Origin of the sequence: Streptomyces sp. MA5143a (assembly GCF_900290235.1) — a bacterium.
Lineage (GTDB): Bacteria > Actinomycetota > Actinomycetes > Streptomycetales > Streptomycetaceae > Streptomyces.
In genome coordinates this window covers 130,259-154,353 of the sequence record NZ_OLMK01000047.1, presented here as the reverse complement: position 1 = coordinate 154,353, position 24,095 = coordinate 130,259, and the positions used below count along the sequence as shown (strand labels likewise).

21 protein-coding genes are annotated in these 24,095 nt (G+C 72.3%); 8 read left to right on the top strand and 13 right to left on the bottom strand.

Features of this window, described 5'->3' with window-relative positions; translation table 11 throughout:
* Positions 1-28: 28 nt before the first annotated feature.
* A complete protein-coding gene (locus SMA5143A_RS22525) occupies positions 29-1,891 on the bottom strand; it encodes an ABC transporter ATP-binding protein (RefSeq protein ID WP_107464676.1) in 1,863 nt (620 codons plus the stop codon).
* Positions 1,888-3,783 (bottom strand): ABC transporter ATP-binding protein, encoded by a 1,896-nt coding sequence (locus SMA5143A_RS22520; protein WP_107464675.1) that lies wholly within the window; start codon positions 3,781-3,783, stop codon positions 1,888-1,890. The genes SMA5143A_RS22525 and SMA5143A_RS22520 overlap by 4 nt, the downstream gene beginning before the upstream one ends.
* A 183-nt stretch (positions 3,784-3,966) precedes the next feature.
* Here SMA5143A_RS22520 and SMA5143A_RS22515 point away from each other — a divergent pair, with 183 nt between their 5' ends.
* Positions 3,967-4,398 (top strand): ABC transporter ATP-binding protein, encoded by a 432-nt coding sequence (locus tag SMA5143A_RS22515; RefSeq protein ID WP_375136533.1) that lies wholly within the window; start codon positions 3,967-3,969, stop codon positions 4,396-4,398.
* A 9-nt stretch (positions 4,399-4,407) separates the two neighbouring features.
* On the opposite strand, the gene glgX is transcribed toward SMA5143A_RS22515, so the two are convergent.
* Positions 4,408-6,666, bottom strand: a complete 2,259-nt coding sequence (gene glgX / locus SMA5143A_RS22510; protein ID WP_107464674.1) for a glycogen debranching protein GlgX — start codon at positions 6,664-6,666, stop codon at positions 4,408-4,410.
* Positions 6,667-6,885: 219 nt separating this feature from the next.
* On the opposite strand from glgX, the gene SMA5143A_RS22505 reads away from it, so the two are divergent.
* The 6 genes from SMA5143A_RS22505 to SMA5143A_RS22480 all read left to right on the top strand — a co-directional run bounded on the left by SMA5143A_RS22505 (position 6,886) and on the right by SMA5143A_RS22480 (position 13,330).
* The gene (locus tag SMA5143A_RS22505; protein WP_107464673.1) at positions 6,886-8,112 is read left to right on the top strand and encodes a L,D-transpeptidase; all 1,227 of its coding nucleotides are present in this window, start codon (positions 6,886-6,888) and stop codon (positions 8,110-8,112) included.
* A gap of 203 nt (positions 8,113-8,315) precedes the next feature.
* Positions 8,316-9,575 carry a L,D-transpeptidase gene (locus SMA5143A_RS22500; protein ID WP_181361970.1) on the top strand — a complete coding sequence of 420 codons (1,260 nt, stop codon included), beginning with the start codon at positions 8,316-8,318 and terminating at the stop codon, positions 9,573-9,575.
* 107 nt (positions 9,576-9,682) lie between these two features.
* Positions 9,683-10,450 (top strand): enoyl-CoA hydratase/isomerase family protein, encoded by a 768-nt coding sequence (locus SMA5143A_RS22495; RefSeq protein WP_107464672.1) that lies wholly within the window; start codon positions 9,683-9,685, stop codon positions 10,448-10,450.
* A gap of 295 nt (positions 10,451-10,745) precedes the next feature.
* Positions 10,746-11,249 (top strand): ATP-binding protein, encoded by a 504-nt coding sequence (locus SMA5143A_RS22490; RefSeq protein ID WP_055518023.1) that lies wholly within the window; start codon positions 10,746-10,748, stop codon positions 11,247-11,249.
* Between the two features lie 155 nt (positions 11,250-11,404).
* Positions 11,405-12,634, top strand: a complete 1,230-nt coding sequence (locus SMA5143A_RS22485) for a YncE family protein (RefSeq protein WP_375136532.1) — start codon at positions 11,405-11,407, stop codon at positions 12,632-12,634.
* Between the two features lie 75 nt (positions 12,635-12,709).
* Positions 12,710-13,330, top strand: coding sequence for an ADP-ribosyltransferase (locus SMA5143A_RS22480; protein ID WP_181361969.1), 621 nt, complete (start codon positions 12,710-12,712; stop codon positions 13,328-13,330).
* 88 nt (positions 13,331-13,418) lie between these two features.
* Here SMA5143A_RS22480 and SMA5143A_RS22475 read toward each other — a convergent pair whose 3' ends face one another.
* Positions 13,419-14,054 carry a GNAT family N-acetyltransferase gene (locus SMA5143A_RS22475; RefSeq protein WP_107464671.1) on the bottom strand — a complete coding sequence of 212 codons (636 nt, stop codon included), beginning with the start codon at positions 14,052-14,054 and terminating at the stop codon, positions 13,419-13,421.
* A gap of 165 nt (positions 14,055-14,219) precedes the next feature.
* On the opposite strand from SMA5143A_RS22475, the gene SMA5143A_RS22470 reads away from it, so the two are divergent.
* On the top strand, positions 14,220-14,432 hold the full coding sequence (locus SMA5143A_RS22470; RefSeq protein ID WP_099970614.1) for an EF-hand domain-containing protein: 213 nt from the start codon (positions 14,220-14,222) through the stop codon (positions 14,430-14,432).
* Positions 14,433-14,498: 66 nt separating this feature from the next.
* Here SMA5143A_RS22470 and SMA5143A_RS22465 read toward each other — a convergent pair whose 3' ends face one another.
* From SMA5143A_RS22465 to SMA5143A_RS22430, 9 genes are all read right to left on the bottom strand, one after another.
* Positions 14,499-15,056: a glycoside hydrolase family 25 protein gene (locus tag SMA5143A_RS22465; protein WP_107464670.1), complete on the bottom strand. Its 558-nt coding sequence runs from the start codon at positions 15,054-15,056 to the stop codon at positions 14,499-14,501.
* Positions 15,057-15,096: 40 nt separating this feature from the next.
* The gene (locus SMA5143A_RS43095) at positions 15,097-15,252 is read right to left on the bottom strand and encodes a hypothetical protein (RefSeq protein WP_181361968.1); all 156 of its coding nucleotides are present in this window, start codon (positions 15,250-15,252) and stop codon (positions 15,097-15,099) included.
* Between the two features lie 87 nt (positions 15,253-15,339).
* The gene (locus tag SMA5143A_RS22460; RefSeq protein WP_107464669.1) at positions 15,340-16,908 is read right to left on the bottom strand and encodes an NADase-type glycan-binding domain-containing protein; all 1,569 of its coding nucleotides are present in this window, start codon (positions 16,906-16,908) and stop codon (positions 15,340-15,342) included.
* Entirely contained in the window at positions 16,905-17,462 is a 558-nt protein-coding gene (locus tag SMA5143A_RS22455) for a phage tail protein (protein WP_107464668.1), read from the bottom strand. The genes SMA5143A_RS22460 and SMA5143A_RS22455 overlap by 4 nt, the downstream gene beginning before the upstream one ends.
* Positions 17,463-17,655: 193 nt before the next feature.
* Positions 17,656-19,614, bottom strand: coding sequence for a putative baseplate assembly protein (locus SMA5143A_RS22450; protein WP_107464667.1), 1,959 nt, complete (start codon positions 19,612-19,614; stop codon positions 17,656-17,658).
* On the bottom strand, positions 19,614-20,048 hold the full coding sequence (locus SMA5143A_RS22445) for a GPW/gp25 family protein (RefSeq protein WP_099970620.1): 435 nt from the start codon (positions 20,046-20,048) through the stop codon (positions 19,614-19,616). The genes SMA5143A_RS22450 and SMA5143A_RS22445 overlap by 1 nt, the downstream gene beginning before the upstream one ends.
* Before the next feature lie 91 nt (positions 20,049-20,139).
* Entirely contained in the window at positions 20,140-22,041 is a 1,902-nt protein-coding gene (locus SMA5143A_RS22440; protein ID WP_107464666.1) for a VgrG-related protein, read from the bottom strand.
* Positions 22,041-22,766 carry a CIS tube protein gene (locus SMA5143A_RS22435; protein ID WP_107464665.1) on the bottom strand — a complete coding sequence of 242 codons (726 nt, stop codon included), beginning with the start codon at positions 22,764-22,766 and terminating at the stop codon, positions 22,041-22,043. The genes SMA5143A_RS22440 and SMA5143A_RS22435 overlap by 1 nt, the downstream gene beginning before the upstream one ends.
* Before the next feature lie 17 nt (positions 22,767-22,783).
* Complete coding sequence (locus tag SMA5143A_RS22430; RefSeq protein ID WP_055521704.1) at positions 22,784-23,209, bottom strand: phage tail protein; 426 nt, start codon at positions 23,207-23,209, stop codon at positions 22,784-22,786.
* Positions 23,210-24,095: the final 886 nt, after the last annotated feature.

Sequence of the window (24,095 nt, the reverse complement as noted above, 5' to 3'; positions counted from 1 at the left end):
CGGCCGTGCGCCGTGCGCCGCGCGGCCGCTACGCCAGGCTGTCCCGCCACGCCTGATGCAGGTCGGCGAAGCGGCCCTCGCCCGCGATGAGTTCCGCGGGGGTGCCGTCCTCGACGATCCGGCCCTGCTCCATGACCAGCACGCGGTCGGCGATCTCCACCGTCGACAGCCGGTGGGCGATCACCACGGCCGTACGGCCCTGGAGGACCGTGGACATGGCGCGCTGCACGGCCCGTTCACCGGGGATGTCGAGGGAGCTGGTGGCCTCGTCGAGGATGAGGACGGCCGGGTCGGCGAGCAGCGCGCGGGCGAACGCCACGAGCTGGCGCTGCCCGGCGGAGATGCGCCCGCCCCGCTTGCGTACGTCGGTGTCGTAGCCGTCGGGGAGCGCGCTGATGAAATCGTGGGCGCCGATGGCCTTGGCGGCGTGTTCGATCTCCTCGCGGGTGGCGTCGGGGCGGCCGATGGCGATGTTCTCGGCGACCGTGCCGGAGAACAGGAACGCCTCCTGGGTGACCATCACCACCCCGCGCCGCAGCTCGGGCATCGCGAGGTCGCGCAGGTCGACCCCGTCGAGGAGGATCCGCCCGGACGAGGGGTCGTAGAAGCGGGCCAGCAGCTTGGCGAGCGTCGACTTGCCCGCGCCGGTGGAGCCGACCACGGCGACCGTGCTGCCCGCCGCGAGGGTGAGGTCGAAGCGGGGCAGGACCTCGCCGCCGGTGCGGTACGCGAACCGTACGCCGTCGAAGACGACCTCGCGGCCCGGCATCCCGGAGACCGCGGCGGGCAGCTCCCTCGCCTCCCTCGGCTCGGGCACCGACGGCCGCTGGGCCAGCAGCCCCGCGATCTTCTCCAGCGAGGCGGCCGCCGACTGGTAGGAGTTGAGGAACATGCCGAGCCGGTCGATGGGGTCGTACAGCCGCCGCAGGTACAGCACCGCCGCCGCCAGCACACCCAGCGCGAGCGACTCGGACGCCACCCGGTACGCGCCCCACAGCACGATCGCGGCGACCGTGACGTTGGCGACCACCCGGGAGCCGACGACGTACCGGGCCATCTCCAGGATGGCGTCGCCGTTGGTGCGCTCGTGGTGGCTGTTCAGGCGGCGGAACTCGGCGTCGTTCGCCTTCTCGCGGCGGAACGCGCGCACCGGGCGGATGCCGTTCATCGTCTCCGCGAACTTCACGATCACGGCGGCGATCGCGGTGGACCGGGCCGCGTACACCCCGGCCGCCCGCCGCTGGTACAGCCGTACGAGCCCGTACAGCGGCACGAACGACGCCAGCGCGGCCGCGCCGAGCCCGAGGTCCAGCCAGAGCAGCATCGCCGAGATGTAGACGAAGGCGAGGATCACGGTGATGAGTTCCTGGAGACCCTCGTCGAGCAGCTCCCGCAGCGACTCGACGTCCGTGGTGGAGCGTGAGATCAGCCGGCCCGAGGTGTACCGCTCGTGGAAGTCGATGCTCAGTGCCTGCGCGTGCCGGAAGATCCGGCCGCGCAGATCCAGCAGCACGTCCTGGTTGACCCGCGCGGACGCCCCGATGAACGCGAACTGCAGCAGGCCGGCCGCGAGCGCGCACACCAGGTACGCCACGCCCACGGTGATCAGCGGCCCGTGCCGGCCGTCCCGGAACGCCGGGACGGCACGGTCGATGGCGTACGCCACCAGCAGCGGGCCCGCCTGCACCGCCGCCTGCTGGAGCAGGAGCAGCACGCTCGTGAACGCGACCCGCGCCTTCATCGGCGCGAGCAGGGACCGCAGCAGCGCGAGGGTGGCGCCCGGCGGGGTGGGCAGGTCGTCGTGGTCGAAGGGGTCGGCCACCCCCTGCTCGACGGGGCGTTCGTCGCCGTCCGGTTCCCTGTTCGGCGCGGTGGTCGTGGGCGCCGTCATCGCGCGTCCCCCTCGGTCTCCTCGGTGCCCGACATCAGATGGGCGTACTCGGCGTTCGTCCGCAGCAGCTCGTGATGGGTGCCCACGGCGGCGACACGGCCGCCGGACAGCAGCGCCACCCGGTCGGCCAGCAGCACCGTCGACGGGCGGTGCGCCACGATGAGGGCCGTCGTCTCCGCGAGCACCCGGCGCAGCGCCGCCTCCACCGCGGCCTCCGTGTGCACGTCCAGCGCGGACAGCGGGTCGTCCAGCACCAGGAAGCGGGGCCGTCCGACCACCGCGCGCGCCAGCGCCAGCCGCTGCCGCTGCCCGCCGGAGAGGCTGAGGCCCTGCTCCCCCACCTGCGTGGCGGTGCCGTCGGGCAGGCTGTGCGCGAAGTCGGCCTGTGCGATGGCGAGGGCCCGGTCCAGCTCCGGCTGCCCGGCGTCCGGTCCGGCGCCCATCAGGACGTTCTCGCCGACGGTCGCGGAGAACAGCGTCGGCTCCTCGAAGGCGACGGAGACCTTCGCCCGCAGCTCCTCCCTCGGCATCCCGGCGATGTCCTCGCCGTCCAGGGTGATCCGGCCGCCGGTCACCTCGTGCAGCCGGGGCACGAGCGCGGTGAGCGTCGTCTTGCCCGAGCCGGTGGCGCCGACGAGCGCCATGGACTCACCGGGCCGGATGTGGAGGTCGATCCGGTCGAGGACGGGGGGCGTGTCGGCGGACGCGTCGGGATAGCGGAACCGCACGCCGTGGAACTCCAGGCCGCCCCGCACCGCCTCCGCCGCGGGCCGCCGGTCACCCCCGGTGCCGTCGGCGCGCTCCGGCCCGCCGTACTTCGGCTCGGCGCTCTCCGGCTCGGCGTCCAGTACCTCGAAGTACCGCTCGGTCGCGGTGGCCGCCTCCTGGCTCATCGCCAGCAGGAAGCCGATGGAGTCCACCGGCCACCGCAGCGCGAGCGCCGTCGACAGGAACGCCACCAGCGTCCCGGCGGACAGCGCGCCGTCCGCCACCTGCACCACACCCACGACGAGCGCCGCCCCGATGGCGAGTTCGGGCAGGGTGATGATGACGCCCCAGATCGCGGAGAGCAGCCGCGCCTTGCGCAGCTCCGTGCCCCGCAAAGTCCGGGACAGCTCACGGAACGCCCGCGCCTGGCTGCGGTGCCGCCCGAACCCCTTGATGATCCGGATGCCGAGGACGCTCTCCTCGACGACCGTGGTCAGGTCGCCCACCTGGTCCTGGGCGAGTCGCGCGACCGCCGCGTACTTCCGCTCGAAGGCGACACAGGTGACGATCACGGGTACGGCGGGCCCGAGGATGACCAGACCGAGCGTCCAGTCCTGCATCAGCATGATGATCACACCGACAAGGATCGTCACCGCGTTGACCAGCAGGAACGTCAGCGGGAAGGCGAGGAACATCCGCAGCAGCGACAGATCCGTCGTGGCGCGCGACAGCAGCTGACCGGAGGCCCACCGGTCGTGGAAGGCGACCGGCAGCCGCTGGAGATGCCGGTAGAGGTCGGCCCGCATCGACGCCTCGACCCCCGCGAGCGGCCGCGCCACGAGCCAGCGCCGCAGCCCGAACAGCAGCGCCTCGGCGAGCCCGAGCAGCAGCAGGTACAGCGCGCCGAGCCATACGCCCGCCGGGTCGCGGTCCGCGACCGGCCCGTCCACCATCCACTTCAGGACGAGCGGGATGACCAGGCCCACGCAGGACGCGACTATCGCGACGGCCGCGGCCACGGACAGCCGCGCCCGCACGGGCCGGACATACGGCCACAGCCGCAGCAGGCTGCGTACGGCGGACCGCCCCTCGGCCTGCCGGCCGGTCCGCGGCTCGGGTCCCTGGGGCTGCTCTCGGTCCTGGGTCTGGTCGGGTTCCTCGGCGGTTGCACGTGTCGTGGGCATCAGCAGCGAGCCTACGGATTGCCACTGACATCGCCCACCGAGTTTTGGCCGGACCCCCCTCGGCCATCGGTCCTACGACCGGTGCCGCGCGGGGTCGTACCCCCTACATCAACCGATCGGCTGACGGCGTTTCGAGCGGGGCGGCCGATGCGCCCGCCCGGCTCCCAGCGGGCCCCTCGACCCATGCCCCCTACGACATCCACCTCCGTACCCGGCTGTGCCCCTCTCGTCGTCGAGGTCACCGGTCTGCGCAAGTCCTACGGTGGCCGGACCGCCGTCGACGGTGTCTCCTTCACCGTCGACGAGGGCGAGATCTTCAAGATCCCCGGCCCCAACGGCGCCGGCAAGACCACCACCGTCGCATGCGTCGAGGGCCTGCGCGTCCCCGACGCGGGCCGTGTCCGCGTCGCCGGACACCCGGTTCGGCAAGCTCTCCGGCGGCCACAACAGCGCCTGTTCATCGCGCTGGCCCTCATCGGCAACCCCCGGATCGTCGTCCTGGACGAGCTGACCACCGGCCTCGACCCGCGGGCCCGCAGGGACACCTGGAACCTCATCGAGGACGTCCGCGCGAACGGCGTGACCGTGCTGCTCGTCACGTACTTCATGGGCTGACCGCGCCCCCTACGCCACCACCCGCAGCAGCAGCACCGTCCGCGCCGGCACCTCGACCGCCGCGCCCGCCCGACACACCACCCCGGGCGCCTCCGTCTGCTCCTCCCGCGACGTGTCGACGACGACCTCGTACCGTTCGGCCCACGGCGTCCCCGGCAGCACGAACTCCACGGGGCGGTCCCCCGCGTGCAGGACCGCGAGGAAGCTGTCGTCCAGGACGGCGGCGCCGCGCGCGTCCCGCCCCGGGATGTCACGGCCCGAGAGGTACATGCCGAGGGTCGCGGCCGGCGCGTACCAGTCCCCCTCGGTCATCTCACTGCCGCGCGCCGTGAACCACGCCAGGTCGCGCAACCCGTCCGCCGAGTGCGCCCGGCCCGAGAAGAAGGCCCGACGGCGCAGCACCGGGTGCTCGTGGCGCAGGGCGATCAGCCGCGCCGTCAGCTCGAACAGCGCCTTCCAGCCGGGGTCCTCCAGCAGCCCCCAGTCGAGCCAGCTGATCTCGTTGTCCTGGCAGTACGCGTTGTTGTTGCCCCCTTGGGTCCGCCCCAGCTCGTCCCCGGCGACCAGCATCGGCACCCCCGTGGACAGCAGCAGCGTCGTCAGCAGGTTCCGCAACTGGCGGCGCCGCAGCGCCCGCACCCGCTCGTCGTCCGTCTCGCCCTCGGTGCCGCAGTTCCAGGACCGGTTGTCGTCCGAGCCGTCCCGGTTGCCCTCCCCGTTCGCCTCGTTGTGCTTGCGCTCGTACGACACGAGGTCCCGCAGGGTGAAACCGTCGTGCGCGGTGATGAAGTTGACCGACGCGTACGGCCGCCGCCCGCCCCACGCGTACAGGTCGCTCGACCCCGACAGCCGGTAGCCGAGGTCCCGCACATCGGGCAGCGCCCCCCGCCAGAAGTCCCGCACGGCGCCCCGGTAGCGGTCGTTCCACTCCGTCCACAGCGGGGGGAAGGCGCCCACCTGGTAGCCGCCCGAGCCCACGTCCCACGGCTCGGCGATCAGCTTCACCCGCCGCAGCACGGGGTCCTGGGCGATGACCGCGAGGAACGGGGAGAGCATGTCGACGTCGTGCATCGAGCGGGCCAGCGCCGCCGCCAGGTCGAAGCGGAAGCCGTCCACCCCCATCTCCGTCACCCAGTACCGCAGCGAGTCGGTGATCAGCCGCAGCACATGCGGCTGGACCACGTGCAGGGTGTTCCCACAGCCCGTGTAGTCCGCGTAGTGACGGGCGTCGCCCTGGAGGCGGTAGTAGCCGCGGTTGTCGATGCCCCGCAACGACAGGCTCGGGCCGCGCTGGTCCGCCTCCGCCGTGTGGTTGTAGACCACGTCGAGGACGACCTCGATGCCGGCGGCGTGCAGCGCCCGCACCATCCGCTTGAACTCCCCGACCTGCTGCCCGGCGGTCCCCGACGCCGCGTACGCCGCGTGCGGCGCGAAGTAGCCGATCGAGTTGTAGCCCCAGTAGTTCCGCATGCCCCGCCGCAGCAGATGATCCTCGTGGGCGAACTGGTGCACCGGCAGCAGCTCCACCGCCGTCACGCCCAGCTTCACCAGGTGCTCGATCGCCGCCGGGTGCGCGAGCCCCGCGTAGGTGCCGCGCAGCTCCTCCGGGATGCCGGGGTGCAGCTGGGTGAACCCCTTGACGTGCAGCTCGTAGATGACCGAGTCCGCCCACGGGGTCTTGGGCCGCCGGTCGTCCATCCATTCATCGTCGGGGCTGTCGTCGTGCACGACGACGCCCTTCGGCACGTACGGCGCCGAGTCCCGCTCGTCGCGCACGGTGTCCGCGACATGCTGTTCGGGCCAGTCCCTGACGTGCCCGTACACCTCCGGCGGCAGGCTGAACTCGCCGTCCACGGCCCGGGCGTACGGGTCGAGGAGCAGCTTCGCCGGGTTCCAGCGGGCGCCGGTCCACGGGTCCCAGCGGCCGTGCACCCGGTAGCCGTACCTCCGGCCCGGCAGCACACCGGGCACGAAGCCGTGCCAGATCTCGTGCGTCAGTTCGGTCAGCTTCAGCCGTGTCTCCTCGCCCTCCGGGGAGAAGAGGCACAGCTCGACGGCCTCCGCCCCGCCCGCCCACAGCGCGAAGTTCGTCCCGGCGACCCCGTCCGGCCCCACCCGGAAGCGCGCCCCGAGCGGTGTCGGGGCACCGGGCCACACGGGCAACGGCGGCCCCGCCCCGCCAGGCCTGCCGTTGAGCACGGCGGCCCGACGCGCGGCCGGTACCCCGCGCGTCTCCTCCACTGCCTCCTGCTCGGCTGCGCTCGACACCACGGCCTCCCGCGACTCGGTGGGCCGACGCGAAAACGGGGCCGGGAGTCCCAGCCCCGGAACCCGCCGCCCCAGGGGGTGTTGTGACAGCCCCGCACAACACCCCCCTCGAACTGACGGACAGGTCCCTGCTCCCCGTCGAGTTGTCTCCCATGGTTCTGCCCAGAGCACGCCTCGCACTCACGTTTCCCGGGGGCGTGCGCCGTCGTTGGGCCGCACGTGAACCACGCACAGACGCACGCGCGCCGCCCCGGCGCCGCGCCGGCCGCCGTACTGGTCGCGGCCGGCCTGCTGGCCGCCGTCGCCGGATGCACCCCCACACCCCCGCCGACCAGTGAGAAAGCTCCGGACGACACGATCCGGGTCACCCCCGAGGACGGCAGCAAGGGCGTGCGCCCGGAGCAGCGCTTCGAAGTACGGGTGCCCAGTGGGCGCCTGGAGTCCGTCAAGGTGGTGAAGTCGCAGGACGCCCAGGAGTCACCCGTTCCGGGCCGGGTGTCCGCCGACGGGCTGACCTGGCGCCCCACCGGCTCACGGAAGCTCGCGCTGGCCGCGAAGTACACCGTCGACGCGGTCGCGCTGGACACCCACGGCCGCCGCTCCGCCCGGCACATCACATTCCGCACGTATGTCCCCGACAAGCGTTTCATCGCGTACGTCGCCCCGGAGAACCGCTCCACCGTCGGCACCGGGATGATCGTCTCCCTGGAGTTCAACCGGGAGATCGAGAACCGCGCGGCCGTCGAACGCGCCGTCCGCGTCACCGCGGAGCCCGCCGTCGAGGTCCGCCCGCACTGGTTCGGCGGGGGCCGCCTCGACTTCCGCCCCGAGACGTACTGGAAGCCCGGCACGAAGGTCACCGTCGCCCTGCGGCTGCGTGACGTCGAGGGGGCGCCCGGCGTCTACGGCCGGCAGTACCGGACGTTCTCGTTCACCATCGGCCGCCACCAGGTCAGCGTCGTCGACGCGGCCCTGCACACCATGCGCGTCCAGCGCGGCGACGGGGTGCTCGCCACCCTGCCCGTCACGACCGGGGCGCCCGGCACGACCACGTACAACGGGAAGATGGTCGTCACCGAGATGCTGGAGGTGACCCGGATGGACGGAGCCACGGTCGGCTTCAAGAAGGCCGACGGCAAGGGCGAGTACGACATCCCCGACGTTCCGCACGCCATGCGCCTGACCACCTCCGGCACCTTCCTGCACGGCAACTACTGGGCCCCGGACGCCTTCGGCCGGGCCAACGTCAGCCACGGCTGCGTCGGCCTGCGCGATGTGAGGGGCGGCAGCTCCAGTACTCCCGCGGGCTGGTTCTTCGACCGCAGCCTCGTCGGGGACGTCGTGGAGGTCGTCAACAGCCACGACAAAAAGGTCGCTCCCGACAACGGACTCGGCGGGTGGAACATGGGGTGGAAGGCATGGAAAGCGGGTGCCGCGGTGAAGTAACCGACATAGCCGTACGCGCGCGGCGGGCGTCCGGGGGTGGGGCCGGACCGGGGACCGGGGCTCGGATTGTTCAAGTTGGGACTGAACGGTGACATTCGCCGGGGCCAATCCCATCCGATCATCTGGTTAATGTACGTGCGGACGCGCGTGCTGCGCGGAGGGGTGCGGGCCTGCTCAAGGCCGTGCGAGGGGAGACAAGAGAGTTGAACGGGCGACCGATATCGGGGGCGTCGGTTGGCGCGCGGGCACGGGGGAGCAAGGGGGTCCTGGCACTGCTGCTGGGCCTGCTGATGCTCGCCGTCACCGCGTGCGGGGGCGGAGGCGGGGGGTCCGACTCCGGCTCCGACGGCGACAAGGGCAAGGGCTCGGACAAGAGCGCTTCCGGCAAGGCGGCCACCGAGCCGTCGCAAGCGGTGGTCTCCATCGCTCCGAAGAACAAGGCCAAGGACGTGGCCACCAGCGGTGCCCTCAAGGTCACCGCCACCAAGGGCAAGCTGTCCGAGGTCACCGTCGAGGACGGCGAGGGCAAGAAGATCGCCGGCGAGATCACGGACGGCGGCGCCACCTGGACGCCGTCCATCCACCTCAACTCGGCCACCGAGTACAAGGTGCACGCCGTCGCGAAGGACACCGAGGGGCGTGAGGCGGCCGAGGAGTCGTCCTTCACCACGCTGACCCCGAAGAACACCTTCGTCGGCATCTTCACCCCGGAGGACGGTTCGAAGGTCGGCGTCGGCATGCCGTTCTCGATCCGCTTCACCCGCGGCATCACGGCCCCCGAGGACGTCGAGAAGGCCATCACCATCAAGACCGAGCCGCCCGTCGAGGTGGCCGGCCACTGGTTCGGCAACGACCGCCTCGACTTCCGCCCGGAGAAGTACTGGGCGGCCGGCACGAAGGTCACCGTCGACCTCAACCTCGACGGTGTCGAGGGGCGCGACGGCGTCTACGGCGAGCAGAACAAGAAGGTCTCCTTCACCATCGGCCGCAGCCAGGTCTCCGTCGTGGACGTAAAGAAGCTCACGATGAAGGTGAAGCGCGACGGCAAGCTCATCAAGACCATCCCCGTGACCACCGGCAAGCCCGGCATGGAGACCTGGAACGGCCAGATGGTCATCAGCGAGCGCCTGCGCGTGACCCGGATGAACGGCGAGACCGTCGGCTACGGCGGCGAGTACGACATCAAGGACGTGCCGGACGCCATGCGCCTGACGAACACCGGCACCTTCATCCACGGCAACTACTGGGGCGGGGACGCCTTCGGCAACTACAACGCCAGCCACGGCTGCATCGGTCTGCGCGACACCCGCGGCGGCTACGACCGCAAGGCCCCGGGCGGCTGGTTCTTCGACCACTCGATGGTCGGTGACGTCGTGGTCGTGAAGAACTCCAACGACCGTGTCGTCGACCCGGACAACGGCTACAACGGCTGGAACATGTCCTGGGACAAGTGGAAGGCGTAGTCCTTCCAGCCGGACGGGCATAGCCCTTCCGGTCGGACGTACGGCTCCGGTGTGCTGTGACGCAGCACACCGGAGCCGCTGTCGTTAGTCCCCGTTAACCTGCCTGCATGACTGTGCATCTCGAAGTCGCCGAAGGCGTCGGCACCATCCGCCTCGACCGCCCCCCGATGAACGCCCTGGACATCGCCGTCCAGGACCGCCTCAAGGAGCTCGCCGAGGAGGCGGCGGGGCGTGACGACGTCCGCGCCGTCATCCTCTACGGCGGGGAGAAGGTGTTCGCGGCGGGCGCGGACATCAAGGAGATGCAGGCGATGGACCACGCGGCGATGGTCGTCCGCTCCCGCGCCCTCCAGGACTCCTTCAGCGCGGTGGCCCGCATCCCCAAACCGGTCGTCGCGGCCGTCACCGGCTACGCCCTGGGCGGCGGTTGCGAGCTGGCGCTGTGCGCGGACTACCGCATCGCCGGGGAGAACGCGAAGCTCGGCCAGCCGGAGATCCTGCTCGGGGTGATCCCGGGCGCGGGCGGCACCCAGCGGCTGTCCCGGCTGATCGGCCCCTCCAGGGCCAAGGACCTCATCTTCACCGGCCGTATGGTCAAGGCCGACGAGGCCCTCGCGCTCGGCCTCGTGGACCGGGTCGTCCCGGCCGACGAGGTGTACACGGCCGCGCACGAGTGGGCCGCGAAGCTCGCCCAGGGTCCGGCGATCGCGCTGCGGGCGGCCAAGGAGTCGATCGACGCGGGCCTGGAGACCGACCTGGAGACGGGGCTCGCGATCGAGCGGAACTGGTTCGCCGGTCTGTTCGCCACCGAGGACCGGGAGCGCGGGATGCGCAGCTTCGTGGAGGAGGGGCCGGGCAAGGCGAAGTTCGTCTGACCGGCCGGAATTCCCGCCCGCGACTTCCGCTGCTCCCCTTGTAGTTGACGCGATGTCTTACCCGCGTCCCCCGATGGAGCGGTTTATCGCAGTCTTAAGGCAGCCTTAAGAAAGTTCCGGCCAAGGCTCTGCGGTCTGACCGAAGTTCAGATGGTCCGCGCAGGTCAAGAGGGGTGTCGACGGGTATGTGATGCCTTTGGCATATGACATACGAAACCCCCGGAATGGTTGGTTCCGGGGGTTGTATTCCTCCGGAACGGCCACGAAGGGCGCTGTGGGCGGCCATGATGGGGGCATGGCGGGGCTGGAGGGTATCGAACAGCCGCGGCGGCACGGGAGTGCGACCGCGGCGCGTTGGTCGCCTGCGATCGAGGACGAACGGGCGCTGAAGGCACTGGAGTTGTTCGGCAACCCCACGGAGGCGGAGGTTCCGCTCCCGTCCCGCCCCGAGTCCGCGGCCACCGCCCGCCGGCTCGCCCAGGTCGTCGTCCTCCGCGAGTGGCGCCTCTCGCCCAAGATGACCGAGGACGCCGTCCTGCTCGTCTCCGAACTGGTCGGCAACGCCGTACGGCACACCGGGGCCCGGGTCTTCGGGTTACGGATGCGGCGGCGGCGCGGCTGGATCCGCGTCGAGGTCCGCGACCCCTCACGGGGCCTGCCCTGTCTGATGCCGGTGCAGGAGATGGACATCAGCGGACGAGGACTCTTCCTCGTCGACAAACTGTCGGACCGGTGGGGCGTGGATCTGCTGCCACGCGGCAAGACCACCTGGTTCGAGATGCGCGTCGCGGACCGCTAGGTCCCGCCGGGACCGCCCCCGGAGACCGGACCGGGACCGCCCCCGGAGGCTGGACCGGGACAGCCCCCCGCTGCCCCTCGCCGTCTCGCGACGCGGATCTCCGCCGAACGGGCCAATCGCCGGAAAACCTGCCCGACCTCCCTATAAAGGTGCGCGTGACCACGCCCCGCACCTCCCTCATGCAGCGCCACCTCGTCCAGCGCGCCCTCCTCGCGGCGGCCGTCCTCGCCGCCGTGGCCGCGTGCGGCAGCGCGACCGGCACCGACGAGCAGGAACAGCGGATCCGGGCCCAACGTGCCGACCGGGCCGCGGCCGAAGCCGCCGAGCGGAAGAAGAGACAACGGCCGGAGGCACAGGGCCTGCACGGCATGCCGCCCGTCCTCGACCCCAAGGACGTCTACGCCGCCGACCGTCCGGGCCGGCTCTCCCCGGTCGTCAAGGACTTCCCGTCGCGGGTGTACGTCCCCAACAGCGAGTCCGACACCGTCTCCGTCATCGACCCGGCGACGTACGAGATCATCGAGACGATCCCGGTGGGCCGCCAGCCCCAGCACGTCGTGCCGTCCTGGGACCTGAAGACCCTGTGGGTCAACAACAACCGGGGCCACACCCTCACGCCCATCGACCCGAGGACGGGCAAGGCGGGCGAACCCGTCGAGGTGCACGACCCGTACAACCTGTACTTCACCCCGAACGGCAAGTACGCCGTCGTCATGGCCTCCCTCGACCGTGAACTCGTCTTCCGCGACCCGCACACCATGAAGCGGGTCAAGACCGAACCGGTCAGCTGCTACGGCGTCAACCACGCCGACTTCTCGCTCGACGGCAGGTACTTCATCGTGTCCTGCGAGTTCAGCGGCGAACTCCTGAAGGTCGACACCGAGAAGATGAAGGTGGTCGCCCAGCGGAAACTGCCCTTCGAGGGCGCCATGCCGCAGGACGTGAAGATCGCCCCGGACGGCAAGCGGTTCTACATCGCCGACATGATGGCCGACGGCATGTGGGTCCTGGACGGCGACACGTTCGACGAGCCGAAGCTGCTGCCCACCGGCAAGGGCACCCACGGCCTGTACGTCGGCCGCGACTCCCGCGAGATGTACGTCTCCAACCGCGGCGAGGGCACCGTCTCCGTCTTCGACTTCACCAGGAACGAACTCACCAAGAAGTGGCACCTCCCCGACGGCGGCAGCCCCGACATGGGCGGCGTCTCCGCCGACGGCAAGGTCCTGTGGCTCTCCGGCCGCTACGACTCCGAGGTGTACGCCATCGACACCCGCACCGGGAAGCAGCTCGCCCGCATCCCCGTCGGCAGCGGCCCGCACGGCCTCGCCGTGTACCCCCAGCCCGGCCGCTACTCCCTCGGCCACACGGGCATCTTCCGGTGAGGCGTGACAACCGGGCGGCCTGACACGCCGCCGAACGGGTGACGGTCCCCGGCCCCTCGCCCCCCGGTCGAGAGGGTGCTGACCGTGATCACCACTCGTCTGCGGCGCCGGGCCGCCGCCGTTGTCCTGTCCCTCTTCGCCGTCCTCGCGACCTCCGCCGCGACCGTCCCCGCCCAGCCCGGGAACCGGGCCCCGGGTAGGGCCGCCGCCCCCGCCTGCCCCCAGTTCGAGGACAGGATCCACGCCGCCGCCGACCGCCGCGTGGACGTCGACCGCATCACGCCCGAGCCGGTCTGGCGCACCACCTGCGGCACCCTCTACCGCAGCGACAGCCGCGGCCCGGCCGTCGTCTTCGAGCAGGGCTTCCACCCCAGGGACGTCATCGACGGTCAGTACGACATCGAACAGTACGTCCTCGTCAACCAGCCCTCCCCGTACGTCTCGACCACATACGACCATGACCTGTACAAGACCTGGTACAAGTCCGGCTGGAACTACTACATCGACGCCCCCGGCGGTGTGGACGTGAACAAGACCATCGGGGACCAGCACAAGTGGGCCGACCAGGTCGAGGTGGCCTTCCCCGGCGGGATCGCGCGGCAGTTCGTCATCGGCGTCTGCCCGGTGGACAAGAAGACCAGGACCGAGAAGATGAGCGAGTGCGAGAGCAACCCGCACTACGAGCCCTGGCACTGACCCCGCCGGGCCGCCCGGCCGGGTGCCCGCCGGGTCGCCCACCCCGTTGCCCGGCAGGCTGCGCGGCAGGCTGCCCGGCCGGTGTCGGCTAGCGGGCGCTCAGCAGTACCTCCGAACCCACCGGCAGATAACCGGCCGCCTGGAACGCCCGCAGACTGCGGGCGTTCCCCGCCGACACCTGGGCCCACACCGGCTCGCCCCCGCTCAGCTGCCGCGCCGCCCGCGCCAGGGCCCGGCCGAGCCCCCGGTGCCGTCCTTCCTCGGCCACCTCGACCGCGACCTCCAGCCGCCCGGCGACCCCTCGCCCGAGGACCAGCAGGCCGCCCCCCGTCCGCCACACCCGCACGTCGTCGCGCCGCTCGCGGGAACTCACCACCCTCGGATGACCGGGATCGGAGATCTCCTCCAGCGGCGGCTCCGGTACACCCGGCAGGGGCGCGCCCACCGTCATCACGTCGATCGTGTCGCCGCGGCGCCCCGTGCGGTCCAGCAGAGCGGTCAGGAACCGCGCGTTCATGGTCGCGGCCAGCGCGTCGCAGTCGAGGGCCGCCAGCGTCTCGTGCACCCACGCCGGGTCCTCGTCCGTGGCTATGACGGTGTGCGCGGTGAACGCGAAGACCCCGGCGTCCCGGTACGACGGCTGCGGTACGACCGTCGTACGGCCGTCCGGGGGCGGGAAGGCACCACCCGCCGCCGCGTCGAGAATGTCCCGCAATGTCTCCATCACCGCTCCTTGACTCTCCACCCACCGCGGGGCCCGGACTCCTCGACATGATCGACGACCGCACCGGCCCGGGTGGGTGCCGCACCGCGTGCGCGGTGTGCCGGTTAATCTTGGCCCGCCAACGATGGCTGTATCGCATGAAGAGCACGACGAAGGGGCGGACCGGTGGCGGACATCGAGGAAGCACGCAAGCAGTTCCAGCGGATCGACACGAACGGTGACGGTTTCATCACCTCCGCCGAGTTCAAGACCGCCCTGGCCCAGGAGGGCGACTGGAACGTCACCGAGGCGGTGGCCGAGGCCATCATCAACAGCCGCGACCTCAACGGCGACAAGCTCCTGTCGTTCGACGAGTTCTGGACGTACCTCAACAAGTGACGTGCCCCGGCCAAGGGGGCGCCCACCGCACACCGCGGCGGGCGCCCCTTCGCCGTTCCCGCCCCCTCACGCGCCCGTGGCCCATTCCCGCAGGGCGGCCTCGGTGTCGAAGGCGGCGACGTTCTTGTCGTGAGGGCGGTCGGTGTACTGGTGGAAGCGCCACTTCGCCTTGACGCGGGGCTTGCCGGCGGTGACGTAGTCGGCGATCCAGAGGGCGTCGCCGGCATAGGACGTGCGGTCGACGGTGAGCCAGAAGTCGTGGTTGCAGTAGAGGACGACGCGGTGGTCCGGGCGGAGTTCCTTCAGTTTCCGGAGGAAGCGGTCCTTCTCGGCGTTGCTCGCGCGGGTGCCCTCGCCGGTGGTCTCCCAGTCGACGGCGAGGATGTCGCCGGCCCTCTCCGGGGCCTTGGCGAGGAAGTACTCGGCCTGCGCGGTCAGGTTGCCCGGCCAGAGGAAGTGGTAGAAGCCGACGACCAGGCCGGCGTCCCGGGCGGTCCTGGTCTGGGCGGTGAGCCGCGGGTTGGTGTAGGTGCGGCCCTCGGTGGCCTTCACGAAGACGAAGGACAGGCCGGTGGTGTCGTAGGAGGAGGGCTGGTGGGAGCTGACGTCGATGCCACGCAGCATGGGGGCCTCCGGGGTGTGGGGGGAGGGTGCGGTCCTGCGGTCAGGGGTGGGGGCCCGGGTCCGTCATCCGCAGGGACAGGTCGGCGAGGAGCGCTTCGCGCGGGCGGTCGAGGCGCGGGGTGTGGGCCGTGACGGTGATGACGGCTTGAGTGAGGCGTACGGTCGTCGCGCCACGGTCCCACCCGCCCCTTCGCACTCGAAGCGTCCAGCGTAGAAGGAGACAGGCGGTGGGTCACCCGCCGGGCGGCACCCACGACGGGTAGGGGGCCGCCCGGCCGTCGGGTCAGGTGTTGCTGTTGGAGCGGCCGAAGAACTCGATCTCGGCGATCGACACCTGCTTCTTGGCATCGGCGCCGTAGGCGGAGCGAAGGACGAAGCGGACGGCGGTGACCTCGCCGACGCGGAACGAGCGGCGCTGGCCGCCGGCCCCCTGGTCCAGGTTGATGATCCTGGTGCTCTTCGCACCGTCGGCGGCGGTGATCACGGCCTCGATGCGGTGCGGGCGGGCCGACTGCGACAGCTGGTCCACCTTGGTCGAGACACCGGGCGTGATGACCACGTCCAGCAGCCGCGTCGGATGGTCGAACCGGGCCTCCAGCCACTCCCCTTCGCCGGTCTGCGTGACACCCGGCCCCCACCAGGTGTTGTTCAACTGGTCGAAGGCGAGCCGCGCGCCGTGGTCCGGGTACGAGCGGGACGCCTTCACCCGGTCCGGGCCGATCGGGGCGCGCTTGGCGAAGTGGTCCCGGGTCGCCTGGACGGCGTCGTCGGCGCGGAACGCGAGGGTGACGATCAGGGCGAGCACCAGGGCGCCGACGACCCAGTTGAGGACCCGGCCGAAGCCGCGCCGCAGCCGGGGGCGGTCACCCGCCCACGGCGCCTCCGCGCCACCGGGGTTGAGCATCCGCCGCCACCAGGGCTGCCGGCCCGGGACCTCCGCGCGGCCCGCCATCGGCATGGCGCAACGCCCGCAGAAGTGCCGGTCGGGCCGGTTGGGGGTCGCGCACCAGGGGCACGGCACACCGCCCACGGTGCCGGTCTCCGGGCCGGGAGCCCGCACCTGGGGCCGCTGCACGGCGGGCCGCCCCGGCAGCACGGGCGCGACGGCCGGCTCCGCGGCGGGCCGGGGCGCCGGATCGGCCACCGGGACGAGGAGGGAACGCGCTCGGTCGGAGGGTGAGGGAGCCGCGGGGGAGTCGGGGGCGGGCAGGGGGGTGGTGTCGTCGGCGGGGTGCGGCGTGTCGGGTGCGGTCCGAGGGGTGGAGGCGGAGGGGGAGGGCGACGGGGTGGGAGTGGTGTCGGTGGGGGCGGTGGCCGCTGTGGCGGTCCTGGCCGACGGCGCGGGCGGGGGCGCCGGTTCTGTCGCGGGGGTCGCCGTGGGCGCGGTCGCGGGGGTGGCCGTTCCGGCGGACGCCGACGCGGACGCGGCCGTGGACGCGGGCTCGGGGGACGCGGGGCGCTCAGGGGCGCGGCGGGCGGCCGGGCCGGCGTGGGCCGGGGTCGTGTCGTGGGCCGTCCGGGCGGTGCCCGTGCCCGCGCCGGGGTGGGCGAACGCGTCCCACGCCGGTTCCGTCTCGGCCGTGCCGCGTTCGCCGTCCCCGTCGGTCGAGGCACGGCCGGGGGCGTCGTCGGCGTTCCGGCGGGCCGAGGGCCGGTCGGGTGCGGGCTCCGTATCCTGCTGGGCCCGGTCGGGCGTGGAGGCGGTGGTCCGGGGGGCCGGGGGCTCGTCCGTGGGGGTGGACCAGCCGAGTACCGCGCCGCAGGCGTCGCAGAAGGACTGGCCGGGCTCCCCGCGGGTGCCGCACTCGGCGCAGCTGCGGGCCCGGCCCGTGTCGGGGGTCTGGCTGGTCATGTCTCGGGCGTCCTTTCGGCGGCGGTCACGTGGACCGTGTAGGGCATGTGGGCGGGGCGGGCGGCGGCCACGAGGGCGTCCAGCCGGTGTTCGTCCGCGCGGGTCGGGTTCGGCAGCCGCAGCGACACGCGCAGATGGGGGCGGCGGTCGCCGGGGACCGGGCCCAGCGGGCGGGCGTCCCAGTCGGCGCCGCCGCTCTCGCTGATCTCCGGTTCGACGCCGAACACCAGCCGCACGGCCTCGGACAGTCCGCGCCGGGTGCCCCGTACCCGGTGCAGATACGCGGCGGCGGCGACGGCCGCGCGCAGCCGGGCCTCCGGTTCCGTGCCGTCGGTCTCGGCGCCGACCCAGCCGGCCAGCCACCGCGTGAAGTCCACCGGGGCGAGGGCGGGCGTGAAGTAGGAGTCCAGGTTGTCGAGGACGGCCAGGACGGGGGCGAGGACCTCGTCCAGGCCGGCGACGAAACGCTGCGCGAGGTCGTCGTCGGCGAAGACGGCCGGGAGCATGTGGCCGATGGGGGAGGACGACCCGAGGCCGTCGATGGAGCCCCTCATGGTGTGGCCCCGTCGCCGTACGTGCCGCATGCTTCCACGGCGCCCGGCGCTGCCCGCTGTGCCCACCCGTTCCGCCCCGCGGAACGACTGCCCACGGCGGTGACCGACACGGGAAGCGCCGCCGGCAGGAGCGGCGCCGTGGCCCGGAGCGGCGTCCAAGGCCGGGGCGGCGTCGACGGCCGGGGCGGGGTGCTCACTGCTTGTCCCCGATCACTCGGACCCGGTGGTCGAAGGAGAACACCAGGGACGGTGGGCTGAGGTCGATGCGGTCGGTGGGGTCGCCCCGTTTGCCGGTCAGCGGGTCCGCGGGGTGGAGCCGGACCTCGTCGACGAGCTCGACGCCGGGTACGCGTTGCAGGACGGCGAAGACCTCCCCGGCCTGGACGGGACGGCCGAACGGCCAGCCGCGCCCGTCGGCGCCGCCGGTCAGCGGGTCGAGGTGGTGGTAGAGGGCGTCGTGGGCCTGCCGCCGGACCCGGTCGGTGTCGGCGCCCCGGAAGGCGTGCACCGTGGCGACGACGGTGACCCCCTGGTAGAACGGCGGCCCCACCGCCAACCGGGTGCCGATCAGGCGCCGTTCGTCGAGGTGGCGGGTGATGCGGCGCAACAGTCCGTCACCGGGCACGAGTTGCTCGAAGCGCAGCCGGCCGCCGGGGTCGGGCACGGCCTGCGGGACCACCAGGACCCGTACCGCGTACGCCCCGTGCTCGCCCTCGTCGCCCTCCAGACACGTGATGCGGGCCGTGTCGGGGGCGGCGCGCCGCGCGAGTTCCTCGTAGTCGCGCAGGGTCACCGCGCGTTCCTGGGCGCGCAGGGTGATGGGCGCCCGGACCTTCGCCTCCTCCACGGTCTCCCCGTCGACACCGCCGCGCGCGGCCTCCCGGTTGACGACCTCGGAGACGTACGGGATGGAGGTGCGCAGGACCTGGACGGCGCCCCGGGCGACGTTGCCCGCGCGGCCGCCGCCGGTGCGGTAGCGGCGGGCCCGGATGACGGCGCCCTTGGGTGCCACGGCCCCGTACTGGCGCAGGGTGCCGTCGGGTTCGCGGACCGCGGGGCCGAAGGCGATCTCACCGGTGGCGGCGTCGAGGGTGATGTGCCGGTCGTGCGGGGTGGACGCGGCGAAGGAGGGCACGACCTCCCAGTCGGTCCAGCCCTCGTGCTCGGCGGTCTGGAGCAGCACCGGCGGGGTGTCGCCGACGACGGGCGCGTGGGCCAGCCGCAGCCGCTGGCCCGGCAGGCCCGTGGACTCGCCGAGCGCCTCGTCGTACACCGTCTCCGCGTGCACGGCGGTGGTGGTGCCGCCGAGGGTGAACGCCTCGGCGGCGCGCACGGTCGGGGAGGTGGTGTAGAAGGGCTGGTCGGGGTGGGGCTCGGTGACCCGGCAGCGCAGCCAGCCGGCCTCCTGGCCGCCGGTGCGGGACAGGGTGTGGCCGCCGGGCAGGTGCAGGACGACCGCGCCGGGCCGGTTCAGGCCGCCCGTGCCGTCCCGGTCGACCTCGCACGCGGCCCAGCCGTCCTCCGTCCACGCCTCCCACACCAGTGGCGGCTGCCGGGGGTCCACACCGACACCGTCGACGCGGCTGTCCAGTTCCAGCGCGACCGCGCACGACGGGACCGCCGCGCTCAGCCCGAGCAGCATGCAGTCGCCGGGCCGGGGGGCCTCCGCGAAGCACATCAGGTCCTTGCCCTCCGCGAGGTCGGCGGTCCGGTCGGTGACCGGCTCACCGCTCAGCTGCACCACCAGATGCCGCAACTCGCATGGCACGACGGTCAGTTCGCGCTCGGTGGCGAAGACCACCGCCTCCTCGCTCTCGGTGCGCACGGTGGCGACCTCGGTGCCGACGGGCATCACGACCGGCTCCTCCTGCGGCGCGGAGAGCCAGAACGTGACGTCCGTACGGGCGGCGGACGGCGGGAACAGCGTGATGCCCACCAGGTCCAGGAAGGCGAGGTGGTTCTTCTCCGGCACCCGGTTGAGCCGGTAGACGATCTGGTCGGCCATGTGGGCCACCGTCTCCACGAGGGTGACACCGGGGTCGGAGACGTTGTGGTCGGTCCACTCCGGGGCGCGCTGCTGGATGTAGCGCTTGGCGTCGTCGACGAACTGCTGGAAGCGGCGGTCGTCGAGGTTGGGGGAGGGCAGGGCCATCAGCGGTCGCTTTCGGGAGCCTCGGACGGCACGTCCGGCTCGTCGTGGGAGGGGATGACATAGAACGGGAAGACCAGGCTGCGCGGGTTGTTGGTGCCGCGGATCGCGTAGCGGACGTCGATGAAGAGCACGCCCTGCTCCGCGCCGGCGGTCACCTCCACCTCGCTGACCTCGATGCGCGGCTCCCAGCGGTCGAGGCTCGCGTACACCTCGTGCTGGATCCGGCCGGCGGTGGCCTCGTTGACCGGGGCGAACACCAGGTCGTGGATGGCGCAGCCGAACTCGGGGCGCATCGGCCGCTCACCGGGCGCGGTGGCGAGGATCAGCCGGATCGCCTCCTCGATCTCGCGCTCCCCGCTGACCAGGGCGATGCCTCCGGTCGGCCCGATGCGCAACGGGAACGCCCAACCGGACCCGACGAACTGCTCGGCCATCTGCGGGCCGGCCTCCCTTCCTGACGTACGTGTGTCTCTGCGGCGCTTCGGCGTCGGACGTGCGGGACGTCCCCGACGCCGTTCTCGGCCCTCACCCGAACGGGTACTTGATCTGGTTGACGAAGAACCCGCCGAAGATGTCGACCTTGACGGCCTTCAGGCCCAGCTGGCCCACGGCGTTGATCTGCACGGTCCCGGCCGCGTTGACCGTGGTGGCGCCGGTCGCGCTGAGGTTGAGGGCGCCCATCGCGGACACGTTGACGGCGCCGGCCAGTGAGCGCAGACCGACCAGCCCCTGGCCCTGGAGGGTGAGCGGCCCACCACTCCTGATGGTCACCGACCGCCGCCCGCTCAGCGTCAGATCCGTACCGGCGTTCACGGACACCGACGTGCCGCCCTTGATCCGCACGGCGCCCTTGCTGTCCACGGTGATCTCGGTCTTCGTCCGGTCCAGGTTGACGATCAGCCGGTCGTTGCCGGTGGCCAGCCGCACGCCCTGCTTGCGCAGGCCGGTCTGCTGGCTGAGCAGGTCCACCCGGTTGCCGTCCCGGTCGGACAGCGTGTGCCGGATCGCCTTCTTCTTGACCGGGTCGTGCAGCCACACGTCCTTGACCGGCGTCGGCTTGTCGACGCCGTTGTAGAGGCCGCCGATGACGAACGGGTGGTCCAGCGTGCCCCGGTCGAAGGCGACCAGCACCTCGTCGCCGACGTCCAGCGGGAAGATGCCGCCGCCGCCCTTGCCGCCGAGCTGCACCGTCCGCGTCCAGTCGCTGACGTACGTGTCGTCCAGCCACGGGAACTGGAGCTTCACCCGGCCCTGTTTCAGCGGGTCCGCGACATCGGTGACCAGCGCGTTGGCGACGCTGGGCAGCCTCGGGGCGGCCGCTGAACCCCCCGAGGTCAGGCCGAACAGGGAGCGCCACTGGCGGCCGCTGACCGTCACGAACGTCTCGTAGTGGCTGCCGTCGCCGAACGTGTGCCGTACGGCGGTGCACGTGTACTTGCCCTCGAAGGGCGTGCCCACGTCGGTCAGCGTGATCGGCACCCCGGGCCGCAGCTCGGGGTTGCCGCGCACCGTCACCTCCAGTTCGGCGAACGCGGAGGTGATGTCGTCGGCGAGGGAGCTCGCCGCGTGCGTGACCTCGGCCTGGATGTCGTACGGGTGGTCGGTCTCGACGAGCTTCGCCGCCTTGAACGGGTTCGCGGCCTTCTGCGGGGTGGTGCCGATGTCGACACCGGGGCTGGTGGCCGCCCTCGTCGTCGCCGTGAGCTTCTTCTTCGTGGTCACGTTCCAGCCGCGCGCCTCGACCTTGTCGACCTGGTCGGCGGCGGTCACGGCGGCCCGGCAGCGCAGCACGTCGACACCGGCCTGGAACACGAAGGGACTCTTCTCGCCGGGGGTGCTCGTCGCGGGCGCTCCCGACGCCGGCTTCGGCTCGACGAACTGGAACTTCCCCCGGGAGTCCAGCGACATCACCATCTCGTTCTCGTCGGCGAGCCTCGCCAGGAAGTCCCAGTCGGTGACGTTCGACTGGCTGATGAACTCGTAGACCGTCTTCGTGCCCTGGATCCGCCCGACCGGGATGCCGTTCGTCGAGGCCAGCTTGCGGGCGATGTCGGCGGCCGTCTGGTTGCGATACGCGGCCACCCTGCGCACCCGCATCAGCCGGTGCCCCGGGTCGTAGCCGCGGACGACGGTGAACGTGCCGGTGCCGTCGTAGTCGGTCTCCATCCCGGTGACCTCGCCGGTGAGCAGCGGGGAGCCCGCGCCCTTGCCGTCGGCGACGGACGCGATGACCACCAGCGAGCCGAACCTGATGTTCAGCTTGCCGAGCAGCAGCCCGTGCGGGTCGCGGAACGTCAGCCGGAACGCGCCGGGCACCCCGGCCCCCAGGTCGACCCAGCCGCCGACGAGCAGATCGGCGTACTCGGTCGGCAGCTTGTTGCCGTCGATGGTGACGTGGACGACGTTGGAGTGGGACGGCTTCACCATCAGGGACCCACCTCCTCGGCGGCCGGCAGGACGAGGACGACGCCGGTCGTCAGCCGGGTCGGGTCGTCGATCCCGTTGGCCTCGGCGATCGCCCGCCACGCCGCCGCGTTCCCGTACTCCCGCCACGCCAGCGACTGAAGCGAGTCGCCCGCCACCACCCGGTGCACGCTTCGCGCGGTCAGCGCGCCCGAGGTCGGGTTCTGGCCCTTGGTCTTGGTGGGGATCTCGTGCAGCCGGACCTGACAGGTGGCCCGGATCGGCACGCCCGTCGTCCCGAACAGGGAGTACGTGGCGTCCACGGAGCTGACGTACGCCGTGAACCGGGCCGTGGAGAACGCCCCCCACTGGAACTCCACCCACGGCGGGGAGGGCTGCTTCGCGGCGATGCTCTTCGACGTCACCTCACAGCACCCCATCAGCGACTCCACCTTCTTCAGCACCGTGGTGGCGCCCGGCTTGGCGGAGGAGTCCAGGAAGATCTCGACGGTCATCTCACGGGGCTCCGGCCCCATGAACTCCGGTACGGAACCGTCGCGCACCGCCGCCGTCGGCGTCACCTTCCACTGGGCGCGCCGGCTCAGCTGCAACCGCGCCGGGTTGAAGTCGAAGGCGAACGTCTCGATCAGCGCGCCCTTGCTGGTACTGGTGCCGACCGGCGGCTCGTGGATGGCGAGCGTGGCGCGCACGAGGCTCTTGCCCGCGCCGCCCTTGGTGCCCCTTGCCATGGTCTGTCCCGCCCCCTTCAGTCCGTGAACCCGTGGTGGGTGATCTCCAGGACCTCCGTGGCGACGCTCGGGTTGGCCGGGTCCAGGGTGGGGCCCTGCCAGCTCACCGGCAGCACGTCGATCAGGCCCCAGTGCGCGACCTCCGAGCCGTCCGCGCGCAGCGCGGCGATCTGGGCGGTCGGCCGCTTCACGCCGGTGGCGACGGACGAGATCCACGCCGCGACCTTCGCCGTGTCCGGCGTCAGCGGCCGGGTCAGCCGGATGGTGGAGAAGGTGACACGGGAGGGCAACTGCCAGACGAACCCGTTGTTCCCGCCCTCCTGACGGTGCTCGATCTCCACCGTCGACGAGAGTCCCTCGCACCCGTTGAAGTACCCGAGGCTCTCACCGTCGATGGTCAGCGTGAAGAAGATGGTGGAGCCCGGGTCGAGATCGCGGGACATCGGGGGCGGCCTTTCTGGGGGTTGGGGCGGATGGTGCGGGGCCCGGGGGCGGGGGCCCGGGGTCGGGGGCGTCGTGGGCTCGGCGGTCGGGCTGGTCGGGCTGGTCGGGGTCAGTGGCGGGGGTCGCGGAGTCTGCCGATGCGTTCGCGGTCGAGGCGGAGTTCGGTACGGACGAGCCGGGTGATCCGGCCGATCAGGCGGTGCGTCAGCTCGTCCAACTGGAAGTCGCTGAGCGCGCGGGGGTCGAACTGTCCCTTGGGGACGGCGACGTAGTCGGGAGGGGCGTCGGAGGTACCGGCGGATGGGCTGGTCGCGGCTGTGGCTGTGGCTGTGGCTGTGGCTGTGGCAGGGGTTGCGGTTGCGGCTTGGGTGGTGGGGCCGGGGGGCGTGCGGTGGGCGGTGACCGGGGAGACGGCGGTGGTGGTGTGGGCGGGGGTGGGGTGCAGGGGGTTGCGCTGGAGGGGGGCGGGCTTGGGCGCGGGGGTGCCTTGCTGCGGGCTGGTGGTCGGCGGTTTGGGTGGGGTGGGCGACTGCGACCGTGGTGGCGAGGGTGTGGGGGTGTGGGGCCTGAGGGGGCTTCGCTGGATGACCGGCGGGGCGGGGAGTGCGCTCGGCCGGGAGGGGGGTGGGGGAGGGAGCGCCGGAGGGCTGCCGGGGAGTGGCGCGGGGGTGGTGCGGGGGTGCGCGGGCTGGGCGGCGGAGAGGCGTTGGACGGCGAGGGCCGCGGGAGGGGTCGGTGTCTGTGCGGTGCCGTGCCGGGGGGCGGGGCGACGCAGGGGTACGGCGCCGGGGGTGGCACTGCGCTGGACGGCGGGGGGTGTCGCGGGGGGCGTGGACGAGGTGAGGGCGCGGCTGGGGGTGAGGGGGCGGACCGGGGGTGGCGTGG

What these genes read in the sequence shown, in the direction of transcription:
- SMA5143A_RS22450 (WP_107464667.1), bottom strand. Translation starts at nt 19,614, where the DNA reads ATGGCCCTGCCCTCCCCCAACCTCGACGACCGCCGCTTCCAGCAGTTC.
- SMA5143A_RS22465 (WP_107464670.1), bottom strand. Translation starts at nt 15,056, where the DNA reads ATGCTGCGTGGCATCGACGTCAGCTCCCACCAGCCCTCCTCCTACGAC.
- SMA5143A_RS22495 (WP_107464672.1), top strand. Translation starts at nt 9,683, where the DNA reads ATGACTGTGCATCTCGAAGTCGCCGAAGGCGTCGGCACCATCCGCCTC.
- SMA5143A_RS22515 (WP_375136533.1), top strand. Translation starts at nt 3,967, where the DNA reads ATGCCCCCTACGACATCCACCTCCGTACCCGGCTGTGCCCCTCTCGTC.
- SMA5143A_RS22460 (WP_107464669.1), bottom strand. Translation starts at nt 16,908, where the DNA reads ATGACCAGCCAGACCCCCGACACGGGCCGGGCCCGCAGCTGCGCCGAG.
- SMA5143A_RS22525 (WP_107464676.1), bottom strand. Translation starts at nt 1,891, where the DNA reads ATGACGGCGCCCACGACCACCGCGCCGAACAGGGAACCGGACGGCGAC.
- SMA5143A_RS22435 (WP_107464665.1), bottom strand. Translation starts at nt 22,766, where the DNA reads ATGGCAAGGGGCACCAAGGGCGGCGCGGGCAAGAGCCTCGTGCGCGCC.
- SMA5143A_RS22430 (WP_055521704.1), bottom strand. Translation starts at nt 23,209, where the DNA reads ATGTCCCGCGATCTCGACCCGGGCTCCACCATCTTCTTCACGCTGACC.
- SMA5143A_RS22490 (WP_055518023.1), top strand. Translation starts at nt 10,746, where the DNA reads ATGGCGGGGCTGGAGGGTATCGAACAGCCGCGGCGGCACGGGAGTGCG.
- SMA5143A_RS22475 (WP_107464671.1), bottom strand. Translation starts at nt 14,054, where the DNA reads ATGGAGACATTGCGGGACATTCTCGACGCGGCGGCGGGTGGTGCCTTC.
- SMA5143A_RS22455 (WP_107464668.1), bottom strand. Translation starts at nt 17,462, where the DNA reads ATGAGGGGCTCCATCGACGGCCTCGGGTCGTCCTCCCCCATCGGCCAC.
- SMA5143A_RS22520 (WP_107464675.1), bottom strand. Translation starts at nt 3,783, where the DNA reads ATGCCCACGACACGTGCAACCGCCGAGGAACCCGACCAGACCCAGGAC.
- SMA5143A_RS22445 (WP_099970620.1), bottom strand. Translation starts at nt 20,048, where the DNA reads ATGGCCGAGCAGTTCGTCGGGTCCGGTTGGGCGTTCCCGTTGCGCATC.
- SMA5143A_RS22440 (WP_107464666.1), bottom strand. Translation starts at nt 22,041, where the DNA reads ATGGTGAAGCCGTCCCACTCCAACGTCGTCCACGTCACCATCGACGGC.